Origin of the sequence: Georhizobium sp. MAB10 (genome assembly GCF_045012825.1) — a bacterium.
Classification (GTDB): Bacteria; Pseudomonadota; Alphaproteobacteria; order Rhizobiales; family Rhizobiaceae; genus Georhizobium; species Georhizobium profundi.
Map to the genome: position 1 here is coordinate 559,480 of NZ_CP118314.1, position 17,360 is coordinate 576,839.

The window sequence follows — 17,360 nt, forward strand, 5'->3', positions numbered from 1 at the left end:
TCGCGCAGTTGCTCTAAGGCATTTTTGTTTATCGCGTTTCCTGACGGTGAACCGGTACCCACTTCACCTGGAAACGCTCTGAAGTCGCGGACATTGGACCCGTCACGGCTTTGAGGTCAATTGCGGTCAGCCGTCATTTCCCTCACGAAATGCCTTGCCGACGCGATGCTCTTTCAGCACGGCCGCGATTTCGTCGAGGATCGCCGGATCGTCGATCGTGGCCGGCATCTTCCAGTCCTCGCCGTCGGCGATCTTCTGGAGCGTTGCGCGCAGGATCTTGCCGGAGCGCGTCTTGGGCAAACGTTTGACCTGGAAGGCGTTCTTGAACGCAGCCACCGGCCCGATGCGATCGCGCACCACTTTGACGACGCCAGCGGCAATTTCCTCGGGTGATTGCTCGACGCCGTTGTTGGTGACGAAGAAACCGACCGGGATCTGGCCCTTCATGTCGTCCGCGATGCCGATGACCGCGCATTCGGCGACATCGGGGTGGGTTGCGATCGCCTCTTCCATGCCGCCGGTCGACAGCCGGTGGCCGGCGACGTTGATGATGTCATCAGTGCGGGCCATGATGAAGAGGTAGCCGTCCTCATCGATGTACCCGGCATCGGCCGTCTTGTAGAAGCCCGGGAACTCTTCGAGATAGGCCTTGTGGAAGCGTTCCGGCGCATTCCAGAGGGTCGGCAGGGCGCCTGGCGGCAGCGGCAGCTTGACCACGACATTGCCGAGCGTGCCCGGTCCCAGCGGCTTGCCGGCGTCGTCGACGATCTGCACGTCGTAGCCGGGCAGCGGGACGGACGGCGAGCCGAGCTTGACCGGGAGCTGGCCGAGGCCGACAGGATTGCCCACCATCGGCCAGCCGCTCTCCGTCTGCCACCAATGGTCGATCACTGGAACTTTCAGCGCATTCTGGGCCCACTGGATCGTGTCCGGATCGGCGCGCTCGCCGGCAAGGAAGAGCGTGCGGAACTTGGACAAGTCGTAGCGGCCGACATGCTCGGCCTTCGGGTCGTCCTTGCGGATGGCGCGAAAGGCGGTCGGCGCCGTGAAAAGCGCGACCACACCGTGCTCGGCGATCACGCGCCAGAACGTGCCGGCATCAGGTGTCCCGACCGGCTTGCCTTCGAAGAGAATGGTCGTGTTGCCGTGGAGCAGCGGTGCATAGACGATGTAGGAATGGCCGACGACCCAGCCGATGTCGGAGGCTGCCCAGAACACTTCGCCGGGCTTTACGCCGTAATGGGCGTGCATCGACCAGTGCAGCGCGACCATGTGGCCGCCATTGTCGCGGACGACACCCTTTGGCTGGCCGGTCGTGCCGGAGGTGTAGAGGATGTAGAGCGGGTCTGTCGCTTCGACCGGCACGCAGGGCACGGCCTCGGCGTTCGCCCGTGCGGTGGCCATCAGGCTTTCATAGTCGAAATCGCGGCCTTCGGTCAGTTCGCAGCTCAGCTCTCCGCGCTGGAGCACGATGCAGCTTTCCGGCTTTATGCGCGCCATGGCGATCGCGGCGTCGAGGAGCGGCTTGTAGGCGACGATGCGCCCGGGCTCGAGGCCGCAGGATGCGGTGATGACGAGCCTGGCTGCGCAATCGTCTATCCGCGTCGCCAGTTCGTTGGCGGCAAAGCCGCCGAAGACGACCGAGTGGACGAGACCGAGCCTTGCGCATGCGAGCATCGCCATCACGGCTTCCGGGACCATTGGCATGTAGATGATCACCCGATCGCCTGCCTTGAGGCCCCGGTCACGGATGATTGCTGCAAGCGCGGTGACCTCGGACAGCATCTGCGCATAGGTGATCGCGCGTTTGCGGCCGGTGATCGGGCTGTCGTAGATCAGTGCGTTCTGGCTGCCGCGACCGGCGGCAACGTGACGGTCGAGGCAGTTGTGGCAGGTGTTGGTGGTGCCGCCGACGAACCAGCGCCCATAGGCGCCGGCATCCGGATCGAATACTTTCTCCGGATCGCTGAACCAGTCGATGGCCGTGGCCGCATCGCCCCAGAATCCTTTGGGGTCGCTCTGCCAGCGCTGATAGACGGCGTGGTAGCTGCTGCTTTCGGCCATGATCGATCCTCCCGGGCGCGGGCGATCCTCCCATCCGCGCATCCGCCAAGGATTAGCGAAGCACGAAGTTCACCGCAAACCCGACGATGGATCGAGCCGTCACGCCCCTGCCGGCTGGCGGCCCTGGGGAGCGACATCCGACAGCATGCCCGCCGCCACCGTCAGGCGCGACATGTCGAAGGCACTGTCCGCGGCCAGAGCCATGATCTGGTCGCGCAGGCGCTCGACGCGGATGCGATCGCTGGCGATCCACGCTTCGACGGGGTTCCTATCCTCCGCAAAACCCGAAATCGCTGCGGTCGTGATGCTGCGTCGCGCCGCATGGATGGCATTGAGATTGCGGGCAAGCGCCAGCGTCGCGTAGCGATCGCGGTCATCAATGCGCAAGGCTGCCGCCTCGATGCGGCCGATGCGGAAAATGTCGTTGACCGCGAAGAACTGGCGGGACGCCTTCTTGAGGTCGACGCCGCAGGCTCGCGCAATCTCCTCGATCTCCGGCACGAGCACGAGTGTCTGCAGCAGGGCCAGGTCGCGCGCGAGATCGGCGGGAGCGCCGATCTGCTCGAAACTCTCGCGCTGCCCGACGGTCTCCTCGCGCAGGAAGGGAGAGAGCGCCTGCTCGATCGTCGGTTTCAATGCGCGGGCAGCATCGCGGATTGCGGCAACCTTGTCGCTGAGCGGCTGGCTGCGATCCATGCCGCGCAGGATGCGCCCTGTAGCCATCGCCAGCGCGAAACTCACTGCTGCATAGAGCATGTTCTGATCCTTGCCGTCGATCTTGCCGTCCAGCGCATCGATGCGGTCGTAAAGTGCCTCGAGTTCCAGCCCGTCGCGGGCAATGACGAAGGCGCGTACGACATCGCCCGGCATGGCGCCACCAATATCCGCGAACATCGACACGAAGGCCGGGCCGCCGCGGTTGATCACGGCGTTCGCAAGCTCCGTCGCGACGATTTCCTCGTTGAGGCGATGCCCGGCGATCTCGTCGGCGAAGTCCCGCTGCATGCGTTTCGGGAAATAGGATTTCAGCGTTGGCATGAAATAAGCATCGGCGGGCAGGCTGCTTGCCATCAGGTCGTCGAACAGGCCGATCTTCGCATAGGAGAGAAGCACGCCGATTTCCGGCCGCGTCAGCGGCTTGCCGTTGCGCTGGCGTTCTTCGAAGAGCTGCCGGTCCGGCAGCGTCTCCACCTTGCGATCGAGCCGGCCCGCGCGTTCCATGCCGTCCATGAGTTCAGCAAGCTGCGGCGAGGCATCGGCGCCGGCGCGTTCCTGAAGCGAGATCGCGAGCGACTGCAGATAATTGTTTCGCAGCACCAGACGCGCGACGTCATCTGTCATGGAGACCAGCAGACGGTTGCGATCGGTGCGGGTCAGCTTCTCCTGCCGCATGGCCGACGCAAGCGCGATCTTGATGTTGACCTCGACGTCGGACGAATTGACACCTGCGGAATTGTCGATGGCATCGGAGTTGCAGCGGCCACCAGCAAGCGCATAGGCGATGCGGCCGCGCTGCGTGACGCCAAGATTGGCGCCTTCGCCGATCACCTTGGCGCCGACCTCCGTTGCCGCGATGCGGATCGCATCATTGGCGCGGTCGCCCACATCCGCATCGTTTTCTTCGGCCGCTTTCACATAGGTGCCGATGCCGCCGAACCACAAGAGATCGACCTGTGCCTTCAGGATTGCCGTCATGATTTCCGGCGGCGAGGCGATGGTGGTTGCAAGGCCGATGGCGCGGGCGGCTTCCGGGGTCAGCTTCACCGACTTCTCGCTGCGGGAAACGATCATGCCGCCCTTGGAGAGGCGGGCGCGGTCGTAGTCCTGCCAGCTGGACCGCGGCAGGTTGAAGAGGCGCTGACGCTCGTTGAAACTCGCCGCCGTGTCCGGATCCGGGTCGATGAAGATGTCACGGTGGTCGAAGGCGGCGATCAGTCGGATGTGCTTGGATAGCAGCATGCCGTTGCCGAAGACGTCGCCGGACATGTCGCCGACACCTGCGACCGAAAACGGTGTCGACTGGATGTCGATGTTCATCTCGCGGAAATGGCGTTTGACCGTTTCCCAGGCGCCACGCGCGGTGATGCCCATCTTCTTGTGGTCGTAGCCGGCGGAGCCGCCCGACGCGAAGGCGTCGTCGAGCCAGAAACCCTGTTCCTGGCTGATCGCATTGGCCGTGTCCGAGAAGGTGGCCGTGCCCTTGTCGGCTGCGACGACGAAATAAGGATCGTCGCCATCGTGGCGGACCACGTCCTGGGGCGGCACGACGGCATCGCCGTCGATATTGTCGGTCACCGACAGAAGGGTGCGGATGAAGGTCTTGTAAGCGGACTTGCCCGCTTCGAAGATCGCATTGCGATCGCCCGTCTCCGGCAGGTGCTTCGGGAAGAAGCCGCCCTTTGCGCCAACCGGCACGATGACCGCGTTTTTCACCTGCTGTGCCTTCACGAGGCCGAGCACTTCGGTGCGGTAGTCTTCCGGACGGTCCGACCAGCGAAGGCCGCCGCGTGCGACGGGCCCGAAGCGCATATGAACGCCTTCCACCTCCGACCCGTAGACGAAGATTTCGCGGAATGGTCGCGGCGCAGGGGCAGCATCGAGCGCGCGTGGATTGACCTTGAACGCAAGAGTCCGGCGAGGCTCACCGTCTTCTTCCGTCTGAAAGTAGTTGGTGCGCAGAGTCGCCATGATCGCGTTTTCGTAGCGGCGCAGGATGCGGTCGTCCTCAAGCCGCGCGACGGATTCCAGCGCCGTTGCAATCTTCTTGCGCAGGGCAGCCACTAGCTTTTCGCGTCTATCAAGCGCCTGGTCGAGCGCAAAGCGTGCCTCGAAGAGCTGATAGAGCAGGGAGGCGATCTCGGGGTAGCGGCCGAGCGTGCCGGCGATATAGGTCTGGGAGTAGGCACTGCCGAGCTGTCGCAGATAGCGCGCATAGGCGCGCAGCACGACGACGCGGCGCGCATCGAGCCCGGCGCCAAGCACCAGCATGTTGAAGGCATCATTGTCGACGTCGCCGTGCCAGGCTTTCAGGAAGGCATTCTCGACCATGTCGAGGCGCTCGCCGGTCGGTGCCTGCCCACCGGCTGCGGGTGCGAGTTCCATTTCGTGAAGAACCACAAGCGCGGCCTCGGCCCCGTCGGCCTGGACGCGAACATCGAAGGTGCGCTCGCTGATCACGCGGAAACCAAGGTTCTCCAGAAGCGGCACACGACGCGACAGCGCGACAGCCTCCTGCGCATGGAAGATCTTCAGCGTCATGCGGTCCGGATCGCCCTCGCGGCTCGCCATCAGGTCGATCGCGATGCCACCCGGCTTCGTGCACCTCAGAATGCGATCGAGATCGCCGAGCGCTTCGGAAGGGGTGAACCGTTCGCGATAAGCCTGTGAGACATCGAGCCGGGGAGCGTCGGGCGCCTTCTCCATCGCGAACCGGTCTTCCCAGCGCGTGACGATGGTGCGGATATCCTGCTCGAGCTTTTCCTGCGCCACGCGAGGCGTCTTGCCGCCGCGGCGGCCGATGATGAAATGTACGCGGGCGAGATTGCCCTCGGGAAAGGCCGGATAATAGGCGGAAACGTGCCCGTCGAAGCGTTCGGCCAAGGCGGCGCCGATACGCTCGCGAACGTCGGAATCATACTGGTCGCGCGGAACGTAGACGATCACCGACACGAAGCGGTCGAACCGGTCGATGCGCGCAAGCACGCGCACGCGCGGACGGTCGGACAGCTCGTTGATCTGGACGCAGTAATCCACCAACGTATCGATATCGATCTGGAAGAGGTCGTCGCGCGGGTAGGATTCCAGCGTGTTGAAGAGCATTTTGCCCGAATGGCTTTCGGGGTCGAAGCCGAGCTTGTCCACGACTGCCTCGACCTTGGTGCGCAGGAGCGGAATTTCGGTGACCGAGCGGGTATAGGCGGTGGAGGTGAAGAGCCCGACGATGCGCAGCTCGCCGCTGACCTCGCCCGCCTCGTCGAAAAGCTTGACGCCGATATAGTCCATGTAGGCGCGGCGGTGCACCTGCGAGCGGGTGTTGGCCTTGGTGACGATCAGCCAGTCCGGGCCTTCCAGAAACGCCACGATTTCAGGCGTCGTCGTCACGTGATCCTTGCCCAGGCGCAGGACGCGCATGTCCGGATCGGCGAGGATGCCGATGCCGTCTTCGGCCGCGCGCTCCACCTTCGCCTCGCCGCTATCGGCGGAATAGACGTAGTCGCGCATGCCGAGGAAGGTGAAATTGCCTTCCCTCAGCCAGTCGAGGAAGGCGAGCGCCTCGCGTCGTTCGTCGGCCCTTGCCGTGGTCTTGGCGCGCTTCATGGTCGCCATGGCGCGCTCGAGCTTGTCGAGCATGGGGCGCCAATCGCCGACCGCAGCGTGAACCTGGTCGAGCACCTCACGCAAATTCGCGATCAACCGTTCCGCCTCAGCGGAGGAGAGGGCGGGCAGATGAACCTGTATATGGCTGACGCGCTTGTCCTGAGGGCAGTCGGACGTCCCGGTGACGAGCTGGATGCGGTCGAGGTTTCTCGTGTCGAGGATCGGGTGCACGGCGAGGAACAGCGTGCGATGGCTGGCCGCGACGGCGCCGATCACCGAGTCGTAGAGAAAGGGCATGTTGCGATCGGTGACGGAAAGCACCGATACGGCCTGGCCCTCGACGCTAAGGCCTTCCGGGTTCGCGATCGTGATCCGTGCCGCGTGATCCTCGAAAGCCGCGATCTCGCTTCGTGCATGGATCGCCATTGCTGCCAGATCCGCATCCGAATAATGCGCGAGATCGTCGCTTGCCGCGCGTCCGTACAGCACGACCGGATCGATGAAAGGTTTCTCCTGCGCATCCAGGACGAGCTTGATCGCGGCGAGCTTGCGGTCGCGCTTCGGATTCTTGCGGAAGGCCAATTCGAATTCTCCCCAGATTCGGCAGTCGAGCGCGCGCCCTTGTGTTTGGCGGGAGCCTAGCAGATGAATTGTGCCGACAAAGTGTGAAGAGATGAAAAAGCGGAGGCTAAAATGGCTGAAACTTTGCAGAAAGTGACGGCGCTTGACCTGCCCATGGCGGAACTTGGTCCAGAAACGCAGGCGTTTTTCGAAAAGTGCGTCGAAAAGATCGGTTTCGTGCCGAACGTGCTGATCGCCTATGCCTTCGATGAGAAGAAGCTGCGGTTGTTCAGTGAGTTTTACAACGACCTGATGCTCGGCCCGTCAGGCCTCTCCAAGCTCGAGCGCGAGATGATCGCGGTGGCAGTTTCGGCAGTGAACCACTGCCACTACTGCCTCGTTGCGCATGGCGCGGCGGTGCGGCAGCTTTCAGGCGATCCAGTTTTTGGCGAGGAGGTCTCCACCAACTACCGTGCGGCCGTCATGACGGAGAAGCAGAAGGCGATGCTCGACTTTGCGGTCAAGCTGACCGAGATGCCCGACAAGATCGAGGAAGCCGATCGCAATTTCTTGCGCGAGAATGGCTTTTCGGATCGCGATATCTTTGACATCGCTGCGGTTGCGGGTTTCTTCAACATGTCGAACAGGGTTGCGGCGGCAACCGATATGCGTCCCAATACCGACTATCACGCGCTGGCACGCTGAAGGCGCGCCGAAAGGGAGCTGTTTCCATGCGGGACGATGACAGAGAACGCCGTCAGGCGAAGCGCGATCTCGATCGCCTCGGCAGCGAAGGCGGCATCTTCGGATCGCCTGCCATGAAGAGCAAGGCGCGCTCCGTGCGCGATCATTTTGCAGCCGGCGATGCGGACCAGACCGACCCGATCGAGGTGGCGGCCACCCGAACCGGGCGCATCCTCGCCGTTGTGGCATTCGTCCTGCTTGCTCTCTGGCTCTTCTCCGCCTACGCGTGATTTCCATGTCCAGCGACGTTCCAGTCGACCGCAAGGCGGTCATTGTCATTTCAAGCCACGTGGTACGCGGATCGGTTGGTAACCGAGCGGCTGTGTTTGCGCTGGAATCGCTCGGCCACCCGGTCTGGGCGCTGCCGACGATCATCCTGCCGTTTCATCCCGGCCATGGTCCTTCGACGCGTTATCCGGTCGAAGCGGACGCTTTTTCGAGGATGATCGACGATCTGATCGCTTCTCCCTGGCTCGGTGAGGTCGGCGCCGTGCTTTCCGGTTATCTCGGTTCGGCCGATCAGACGCGTCCGATCGCCCGGCTGGTGGAGGCGGTGAAGGCGCGGTCGCCCGAAGCCACCTATGTCTGCGACCCGGTGATGGGTGATCTCGGCGGGCTCTACGTGCCGGAAGCCACCGCGACCGCGATCCGCGACATCCTCATGCCGCTTGCGACGATCGCCACGCCGAACCGCTACGAACTCGCGCACATGGCGGGTGCGACACTCGACGACAACACCGCGATCATGGAAGCGGCGCTCTCGCTTGGGCCGAAACGTGTGCTGGTCACCTCCGCGGTGCCCATGATGGCGGGTGGCATTGGCAATCTGCTCCTGACCGACCGGCACGCCTTTCTGGCGGAACACCGCGCGATCGACCAACCGCCGAACGGCCTTGGCGACCTGCTGGCTGCTGTCTTCCTGTCACGCCTGATGAGCGGTGACGGCGACGAGAAGGCGCTCCAGGCCGCAACGGCGTCGGTCTTCGAGGTGCTTGCTCGCACAGTCAAACGCGGTGCGGACGAACTGACGCTGGAAAGCGACGCCAGTTCGCTTGTTCGGCCGATGGCGCTGGTGCACACGCGCCGCCTCGTGCATCCGGCCCAGCGACGAAGGCTCTAAATCGTCAACACGATCTAGACCGGCAAGATGGCGGTGCGTTAGAACGCGGTCGTCGTTCCGGACACCGCATTCAAGCAATCGCGTGGATCAACAAAATCATGACCCAGTTTCCATCTGAGCTTTTGGGCGGCTACCGCAGTTTCATGGCGGGGCGCTATACGGACGAACGCGACCGCTATCGCAAGCTTGCCGAAACCGGGCAGAAGCCAAAGACGATGGTCGTGGCCTGTTGCGATTCCCGCGCGGCGCCCGAAACCATCTTCGACATGGGTCCCGGCGAACTCTTCGTCGTGCGCAACGTGGCCAACCTCGTTCCGCCCTATACGCCGGACGGCGAGCACCATGGCACGTCGGCAGCGCTCGAATTTGCTGTTCAGGCGCTCAAGATCCGCGAAATCCTGGTGCTCGGGCACGGGCGCTGCGGCGGCATCCAGGCTGCGCTCAATCCGGAGAGCGAGCCGCTCTCGCCGGGCGATTTCATCGGCAGCTGGATGGGGATGCTGAAGCCGGTCGCAGACGCGATGTTGAGCTACACGACGATGACGGCCGGAGAGCGCCAGACGGCTCTCGAGCGCGTCTCGATCCGCAATTCGATCAACAACCTCAGGACCTTCCCATGCGTGAAGATCCTGGAAGACCAGGGCCGGCTAAAACTCCACGGCGCCTGGTTCGATATCTCGACTGGGGAGTTGTGGGTCATGGACCCGCAGACCGGGGATTTCCACCGCCCCAATCTTTGATCGTTTTCTAATGGCTCAGCCGTCGATCCGCTGGGCGATGATTGCTATCGCCTGCTGGTAGACGGTCGCGGCATTCCAGGCCTCGATGGCGCGGAAGTTGGGTTCGCCCTGCTGGTAGCCGGCACCGGGCTGCCAGCCATGCGAGCGCAGGAAATTGGCGGTCGAAGCCAGCGCGTCGGCACGAGAATTGATCAGGTCGCGACGGCCATCGCCATCGGCATCCACGGCGTAGAGCACGTAGTTGGACGGCAGGAACTGCGTCTGGCCCAACTCGCCATGGCCGGCACCGCGCATCTGGCCGGGTGTCAGCTCACCGCTCTGGACGATCTGCAGGGCGGCGTAGAGTTCACGCTTGAAGAAGTCCGAACGGCGGCAATCGTAAGCAAGCGTGGCGAGCGCGGACATGGCGCTCTGGTCGCCCATGAAGCGCCCGAAGGCGGTTTCCATGCCCCAGATCGCGATGATGACGCCCGACGGGACGCCGTAGCTGCGCTCGATCGAGGCGAACAGGCTGGCGTTCTGCTCCTTGTGGCGGCGTCCCTGAGACACGATCGCGTCGGCGCCGCGCTTCTGCATGAACTCGTCGAGCGAGAGCCGGAAGCTGCGCTGGTTGCGGTCGAGCGAAATCGTCTGTGTCGCGTAGGTCAGGCCGGAGAACGCCGTCTGCAGTGTCTGCGCCTGAATGCCACTGGCCTGCGCTTCGGCCGAAAAGGCGTTTACCCAGTTGGAGAAACCGGAGGCATCGTTGCCGCAGGTCTGAGCCTGGGCCGTGCCTGCCATGGCAAGGCTCATGACGCCTGCTGCAAGCGCGCCGAGATACCGCTTCAAAATAACGCGCATGTGGTCCGTCTCCGTTCTGGAAAAAATCTGCTGAGGCCGTGTTTGGCTGAGGCCGCCAGCGCGCTTACCCAGCGTTGCAAGCTTCAAGGCCTCCAACCGACGCTAAGCGAGGAGGGTTAAGAATTCTCTGCCGCTCAACAAGCGAAAGGCCCGGCGTTAATCCTGGCCGGGCCTTTCCCAATCGTCAAAGATCTAGTGTGCTCACGCGGCGCGCTGGCGCGGCTTGACCAGACCACGATTGACCAGAAGTTCGGCGATCTGGATCGTGTTCAAGGCCGCGCCCTTGCGCAGATTGTCGGATACGACCCAGATGTTCAGGCCGTTCTCGATGGTCGGATCCTCGCGGATGCGCGAAATGAACGTCGCGTCTTCGCCGGCGCACTCATACGGTGTGATGTAGCCACCGTCCTCGCGCTTGTCGATGACCTGGCAACCCGGCGCTTCGCGCAGGATGTCGCGCGCCTGATCGGCTGTGATCTCGCTCTCGAACTCGATGTTGACGGCTTCGGAATGGCCGATGAAGACCGGCACGCGCACGGCGGTGCAGGTGACTTTGATCTTCGGATCAAGCATCTTCTTGGTTTCCGCAACGACCTTCCACTCTTCCTTGGTGGAGCCGTCATCCATGAACACGTCGATGTGCGGGATGACGTTGAAGGCGATGCGCTTGGTGAATTTCTTGCTCTCGATCGGGTCGGCGACGAAGACGGCGCGCGACTGGTTGAAGAGCTCGTCCATGCCTTCCTTGCCGGCACCGGAAACCGACTGGTAGGTGGAGACGACGATGCGCTTGATGCGCGCAATGTCGTGCAGCGGCTTCAGAGCGACGACGAGCTGCGCCGTCGAGCAGTTCGGATTGGCGATGATGTTCTTCTTGCGGAAGCCCTCGATCGCGTCCGGGTTCACTTCCGGCACGATGAGCGGCACGTCGGCATCGTAGCGCCACGCCGATGAGTTATCGATGACGACGCAGCCCTGCGCGCCGATCTTCGGCGAGTACTTCTGCGAGATCGTGCCACCGGCCGACATCAGGCAGATGTCGGTGTCCGAGAAATCGTAGTTCTCGAGGTTCTTGACCTTCAGCGTCTTGTCGCCGAACGACACTTCCGTGTTCACCGAACGGCTGGATGCGAGCGCCACGACTTCGCTGACGGGGAACCCGCGCTCGGCGAGGATGTCCAGCATTTCGCGGCCGACGTTGCCGGTGGCTCCGGCGATGGCGATCTTGAAACTCATGATCAGTCAAATCTCCTGTCTCTTCTTCGGCGTCGGGCGAAAGCCCGATCGAACCGACCTGACCGGAAGAGCACGGGCAGGGCGGAAATGGCGAAAGTCCCCCACCGAGGCTGCCAGGACGTTGGCGTCAGACCTTGAGCGCGCCGATCGCCGTCTCTCCTTGAAGATACGGTTGCCCCGTCGCGCGGGCTGAATGACCTCGGAAAGGGTGTCGTTCTACACCGGTTCAGACAGGAGTCAAATGCGCGGCGGCTCGGCCGGACACGGCGGAGAGCCTCATTCCGGCGCGTCCACGGCCTCGTCGTAGGCCAGCTGGAACCGCTCGAAACGGGTAAGGGCTTCATCGATGATCGGCTTGTGGCGCTCTGGATCGGCGGCATCCGTCCAAACCCAGTTCTGGATCAGCAGTCTGTTCTGCGGCCGGTCGGCCTTCAGATCGATCGCCGCGACGATCTCATCGCCGCACAGGACCGGCAGGGCAAAGTAGCCAAGCTTGCGTTTCTCCTTGGTGACGTAGGCCTCGAACAGATGGTCGTAGCCGAAGAAGGCAGCCGTGCGCTTGCGCTGGATGATCAGGGGATCGAACGGCGAGAGGACATGCGTGAGTTCGGGTGTCGGCGGCAGTTGCTCGATCGTTTCCGGTCTCGCCCAATAGGCTGTCTTGGCGTCACCCTGGATGGAAACACTGAGGAGTTTTCGGGCACGCACCCGCTGCTCGATCTTCTGCGCCACCGCGGCTTTTTTCGAGGCGGCGAGGTAGCAGATCGAGTCGAGGCTGACGATGCCTTGCGCGGTTAGCGAACGGTCGATCATGTAGTCGATGATCTGATTTTCGGTGGCAGGGCGTGGGGCCCGCTCCCAGCCGAAGTGCCGTTCCATAAGGTCGTAGGTCTTTACCATGCCCGTGCGGCCCGCGATCGCCAGGCGGCCATTGTAGAAGCCCCTCTGCAGAGCCTTCTTCGACGGCTTGCGGCTGGCCCAGAGATGCTCCTTTTCGACCGGCTCTTCGTCGATGTCACGGATGGACAGAGGCCCCTCGCGGCGCACGCGGGCAATCGCCTTCTTCAGCTCCTCGGGCGCAACTCCTGAGGACCAGCGCACCGGGTTGTCTCGATGGTCCTTCATCGCGGGCAAGAAGAACTTCAAGTCGCGCGTCGGCACGTAGGACAGGGCGTGCGTCCAGTATTCGAAGACGGTCTTGTCGACGGACTGGGCAGTCGCAAGATCGCGGCGGCGATAGCGCGGTATGCGATTGAAGAGGATGTGATGGTGGCAGCGTTCGATCACATTGATCGTGTCGATCTGCACGTAGCCAAGATGCTCGACGGCCAGGCGCACCGCCTCGGGGCCGTCACCGAAAGGCTCGGCGTGATCGAGCTTCTGCGCGCTGATCCAGCAGGCGCGTGCCTGGCGCTGAGACAGGTGAACGGGGCGTCGTGCCATCAGGCCCGGGTCCTTGCGGGGCTACGGACTGGGCTTCTCGGAATGCGAATGGCCGGCAGTGACTGTGTCATGCCGGCCATTCTGGTCAGATTAAGCGCTGGATCAAGCGGCCAGGGCTTTGAACTCCGCGAGAATGGCGTCGCCCATTTCGACGGTCGAAACGGTCGGTGCGCCCTTTTCGGCGATGTCCGGCGTGCGAATGCCCTTGTCCAAGACGTTCGCGATCGCCTTTTCCAGGCGGTCGGCTTCGGCGATCATTTCGAACGAGTAGCGCAGGCACATGGCGAAGGAAGCGATCATCGCGATCGGGTTCGCCTTGCCCTGGCCGGCGATGTCGGGTGCCGAACCATGAACGGGCTCGTAAAGCGCCTTGCGCTTGCCGGTCTTGCCATCGGGAGCGCCGAGCGATGCGGAGGGCAGCATGCCGAGCGAGCCGGTCAGCATCGCGGCGACGTCGGACAGCATGTCGCCGAAGAGGTTGTCGGTCACGATGACGTCGAACTGCTTGGGCCAGCGAACAAGCTGCATGCCGCCGGCATCGGCCAGCATGTGGGTCAGCTCGACGTCGGAATGGTGTGCCTTGTGGTAGGCCGTGACGACGTCGTTCCACAGGACGCCCGACTTCATGACGTTGCGCTTTTCCATGGAACAGACCTTGTTGTTCCTGGTGCGCGCGAGGTCGAAGGCGACGCCGGCGATGCGCTCGATCTCGTAGGTGTCGTAGACCTGCGTGTCGATTGCGCGCTTCTGGCCGTTGCCGAGATCGATGATCTCCTTGGGCTCGCCGAAATAGACGCCACCGGTGAGTTCGCGGATGATGAGGATGTCGAGGCCCTCGACCACTTCCGGCTTCAGCGAAGAGGATTTCGCAAGCGCCGGGTAGCAGATGGCGGGACGCAGGTTCGCGAACAGTTGGAGATCCTTGCGCAGGCGCAGAAGGCCGGCTTCCGGGCGCACATCATAGGGCACGCTGTCCCACTTGGGGCCGCCGACGGCGCCGAACAACACGGCATCCGCTGCCGTTGCCTTTTCCATGTCCGCTTCGGAAATGGCCGCGCCATGCGCGTCGTAGGCGCAGCCGCCGACCATGCCCTCGTCGGTTTCGAAGCCTGCGCCGAGCTCAACGTTCATGTAGGTGATGAGCTTGCGGACTTCGTTCATGGCTTCCGGGCCGATGCCGTCGCCTGGCAGAAGGAAAAGGGTACGGTGCGCCATGAAAAAGGATCTCCTCGAATTGTTGTGCAGCCTTGCTAATCGCACGGGCGTGAGCACGCAAGAGGATGGAGTCGGCTTCGCCCAAAAATCGTCTACAGTTTACAAAATGGCGAGGACAGTCGCCTCATAAAAATGGGCCCGCGTGAAGCGGGCCCAAGGTGTGGATGCCTGAGCATCCGACGGGATCGAGACCCGCCCGGCGGGAGTGCCGGGCAGGAAGAGTGTCAGCGGCCGAATTCCGGATAGGCTTCGACGCCGATCTCGGCCTTGTCGAGACCCATCTGCTCATCTTCCGGCGAGCAGCGCAGACCCATCACCGCGTTGATGATCATCCAGACGATGGCCGAGGTGACGATCATGAAGATCGCGACGATGAAGATCGGCACGATCTGGCCGGTCAGCGTTGCGTCCGGGTTTGTGAAGAGAACCGCGATGGTGCCCCAGATGCCAGCGAAGAGGTGGACCGGGATAGCGCCCACGACATCGTCGATCTTCAGCTTGTCGAGGAACGGGACAGCAAAGACCACGATCACGCCACCGACGGCACCGATCAGGATCGCTGCACCGAGCGACGGCGTCAGCGGCTCGGCCGTGATGGAGACCAGACCGGCAAGCGCGCCGTTTAGGACCATCGTGATGTCGACCTTCTTGTAGATGATCTGCGTCAGGAGAAGCGCAGCCACGGCCCCGCCGGCAGCACCCATGTTGGTGTTGGCGAAGATGCGCGAGACGTCGGCAACGTCGGAGACGGAGCCCATGGCGAGCTGCGATGCGCCGTTGAAGCCGAACCAGCCCATCCACAGGATGAATGTGCCGAGCGTGGCGAGCGGCATGTTGGAGCCCGGCATCGGGTGAACGCCGCCTTCATACTTGCCCTTGCGTGCGCCGAGGATGATGGCACCGGTGAGGGCTGCCCAGCCGCCGACCGAGTGGACGACCGTCGAGCCTGCGAAGTCGAGGAAGCCGAACTGGGTGTCGAGGAAGCCGCCGCCCCACTTCCAGGAAGCCTGGATCGGGTAGAGGAAGGCCGTGAGGATGACCGTGAAGACCAGGAAGGGCCACAGCTTGATGCGCTCTGCGAGCGTGCCCGAAACGATGGACGCGGTCGTGGCGCAGAACATCAGCTGGAAGAAGAAGTCCGAACCGGTGGAGGCGTAGCTCAGGTCGTCGGTTGCTTCCGGCGCGACGCCGACAGCTTCGAGAACGGCAACGCCGAAGGCGCCGAGATAGCCGCCCGTTTCATCGGTGCCGATGGACCAGCTGCCCAGCGGGTACATGAGGTTGTAGCCGACGAGATAGTACATGATCGCCGCGATGCCGAAGAGCGCGACGTTCTTCGTCAACTGCATCGACACGTTCTTGGAGCGGACGAGGCCAGCTTCGAGCATGGCGAAGCCTGCCGCCATCCAGAAGACGAGGAAGCCGCCGATGAGGAACAGCAGCGAGTTGAAGATGAAGACCGTGTGCTCGCCGACGGGCGCGGCGGCCTCGACGACAGCTTCCGCTGCAGGTTCTGCGTCCTGCGCGAAGGCCGGAAGCGCGATCATGACGGTCGCGAGCGCGGCGGTCCGGAGAATGGAGTGCTTTGAGAATGTCATTGGTTGAGTTGCCCCTTGAACCCTACAGCGCTTCGGCATCGGTTTCGCCGGTGCGGATACGCACGGCCTGGTCGATTCCGTAGACAAAAATCTTGCCGTCGCCGATCTGACCGGTCTTGGCGGCGGTCGCGATTGCTTCGACGGTGCGGTCCACCAGATCGGCCGCAACTGCGATCTCGATCTTCAGCTTCGGCAGGAAGCTGACGGCATATTCGGTGCCGCGATAGATTTCGGTGTGTCCCTTTTGCCGACCGTAACCCTTCACTTCCGTGACGGTCAGGCCCTGGATGCCGACAGCGGTGAGGGCTTCACGCACCTCGTCCAGCTTGAACGGCTTGATAATGGCCATCACAATTTTCATGCGGTTTTCCCATCTTTGCGGTTCTGGTGGCTCAAAAAGCCTCCGAAAACGGCCATCGACTGCAGTGCCCCCACAGGCGTGACTCGGCTTGATGGATTCAAGGGCCGTGCCAACTGGCTCAGAAATGTGCAACCCATTGAATCGATGCGCAGAAAACAGAAGGGGCGGAGATCGTGTGACCTCCGCCCCTCGGCGTTCGACTAAAAAATGTGCAAAATCCGAAAATTGACGAAACTTTAATCGTCTCGGCGCCGGATGAGTCCTTCTTGGGCAACCGAGGCTATCAATTGGCCATCCCGACCGTAAAGGCCGCCGCGCGTGAGGCCGCGGGCGCCCGAGGCATTGGGACTGTCCTGCGTGTAGAGCAGCCAGTCGTCGAGAGCGCTCTGGCGATGAAACCACATGGCGTGGTCGAGGCTCGCGACCTGCAGGTTCTTGTCGAAGATCGAGTGGCCATGGGCAAAGAGCGATGTATCGAGAAGCGTCATGTCCGACAGATAGGCGAGCACCGCAGCCTGCAGCGCGCGATCGTTCGGCACCGGGCCTGTCGTCCTGATCCAGACATCCTGCTTGGGCGCGAGCTTCTCCCTAGAGACATAGTGAACGAGCGAGACCGGCCGGATCTCGATCGGGCGCTCGCGTTCCCAGTAACGGCGAATATTTTCTGGCGCGCCCTTGAGGAACTGCTCCTTCAGTTCCTTTTCGCCCATCAGTTGTTCCGGCGGCGTGATCTTCGGCATGTCGAACTGATGGTCGAACCCGTCTTCATCCGTCTGGAAAGAGGCTGACAGGGAGAAGATTGCCTTGCCGTGCTGGATGGCGACAACACGCCGCGTGGTGAAGCTCGAGCCGTCGCGGATGCGATCGACCTCGTAAATGATCGGCACGGACGGATCGCCGGGGCGCATGAAGTAGGCGTGGAGAGAATGAACATGGCGCTCGGCGGCAACGGTGCGCTGTGCTGCGACAAGCGCCTGGCCGATCACCTGGCCGCCGAAGACGCGCTGCCAGCCAACCTGCGGGCTGCGCCCGCGATAAAGGTCGTGTTCCAGCCGCTCCAGGTCGAGGATCGACAGCAATTCTTCCATGGCACGTGACAATGAACTCTCCAGGCAAGGCTT

Annotated in this window: 13 protein-coding genes; 4 read left to right on the top strand and 9 right to left on the bottom strand. The window is 62.8% G+C overall.

Annotated features, from left to right (window positions below; translation table 11 throughout):
• Positions 1-126: 126 nt before the first annotated feature.
• Positions 127-2,064 carry a propionyl-CoA synthetase gene (locus PU133_RS02530; RefSeq protein WP_404863372.1) on the bottom strand — a complete coding sequence of 646 codons (1,938 nt, stop codon included), beginning with the start codon at positions 2,062-2,064 and terminating at the stop codon, positions 127-129.
• 99 nt (positions 2,065-2,163) lie between these two features.
• Positions 2,164-6,963, bottom strand: coding sequence for an NAD-glutamate dehydrogenase (locus PU133_RS02535; protein WP_404863373.1), 4,800 nt, complete (start codon positions 6,961-6,963; stop codon positions 2,164-2,166).
• 111 nt (positions 6,964-7,074) lie between these two features.
• On the opposite strand from PU133_RS02535, the gene PU133_RS02540 reads away from it, so the two are divergent.
• The 4 genes from PU133_RS02540 (at position 7,075) to PU133_RS02555 (ending at position 9,546) form a co-directional block, all read left to right on the top strand.
• The gene (locus tag PU133_RS02540) at positions 7,075-7,647 is read left to right on the top strand and encodes a peroxidase-related enzyme (protein ID WP_404863374.1); all 573 of its coding nucleotides are present in this window, start codon (positions 7,075-7,077) and stop codon (positions 7,645-7,647) included.
• A 26-nt stretch (positions 7,648-7,673) separates the two neighbouring features.
• Positions 7,674-7,916: a hypothetical protein gene (locus PU133_RS02545; RefSeq protein WP_404863375.1), complete on the top strand. Its 243-nt coding sequence runs from the start codon at positions 7,674-7,676 to the stop codon at positions 7,914-7,916.
• A 5-nt stretch (positions 7,917-7,921) separates the two neighbouring features.
• Positions 7,922-8,806: a pyridoxal kinase PdxY gene (gene pdxY / locus PU133_RS02550; protein ID WP_404863376.1), complete on the top strand. Its 885-nt coding sequence runs from the start codon at positions 7,922-7,924 to the stop codon at positions 8,804-8,806.
• Between the two features lie 98 nt (positions 8,807-8,904).
• Positions 8,905-9,546, top strand: a complete 642-nt coding sequence (locus tag PU133_RS02555) for a carbonic anhydrase (RefSeq protein ID WP_404863377.1) — start codon at positions 8,905-8,907, stop codon at positions 9,544-9,546.
• Positions 9,547-9,561: 15 nt separating this feature from the next.
• On the opposite strand, the gene PU133_RS02560 is transcribed toward PU133_RS02555, so the two are convergent.
• The 7 genes from PU133_RS02560 to tesB form a co-directional block, all read right to left on the bottom strand.
• Positions 9,562-10,386, bottom strand: a complete 825-nt coding sequence (locus PU133_RS02560) for a lytic transglycosylase domain-containing protein (RefSeq protein WP_404863378.1) — start codon at positions 10,384-10,386, stop codon at positions 9,562-9,564.
• Positions 10,387-10,587: 201 nt separating this feature from the next.
• Positions 10,588-11,622 carry an aspartate-semialdehyde dehydrogenase gene (locus PU133_RS02565; RefSeq protein WP_404863379.1) on the bottom strand — a complete coding sequence of 345 codons (1,035 nt, stop codon included), beginning with the start codon at positions 11,620-11,622 and terminating at the stop codon, positions 10,588-10,590.
• Positions 11,623-11,898: 276 nt separating this feature from the next.
• Entirely contained in the window at positions 11,899-13,065 is a 1,167-nt protein-coding gene (locus PU133_RS02570; RefSeq protein ID WP_404863380.1) for a winged helix-turn-helix domain-containing protein, read from the bottom strand.
• Between the two features lie 102 nt (positions 13,066-13,167).
• Positions 13,168-14,280, bottom strand: a complete 1,113-nt coding sequence (leuB, locus tag PU133_RS02575) for a 3-isopropylmalate dehydrogenase (protein ID WP_404863381.1) — start codon at positions 14,278-14,280, stop codon at positions 13,168-13,170.
• Between the two features lie 224 nt (positions 14,281-14,504).
• Positions 14,505-15,878, bottom strand: a complete 1,374-nt coding sequence (locus PU133_RS02580; RefSeq protein ID WP_404863382.1) for an ammonium transporter — start codon at positions 15,876-15,878, stop codon at positions 14,505-14,507.
• Between the two features lie 22 nt (positions 15,879-15,900).
• Entirely contained in the window at positions 15,901-16,239 is a 339-nt protein-coding gene (locus PU133_RS02585; RefSeq protein WP_126007448.1) for a P-II family nitrogen regulator, read from the bottom strand.
• A 236-nt stretch (positions 16,240-16,475) separates the two neighbouring features.
• A complete protein-coding gene (gene tesB, locus PU133_RS02590) occupies positions 16,476-17,327 on the bottom strand; it encodes an acyl-CoA thioesterase II (RefSeq protein WP_126012622.1) in 852 nt (283 codons plus the stop codon).
• Between the last annotated feature and the right edge of the window lie 33 nt (positions 17,328-17,360).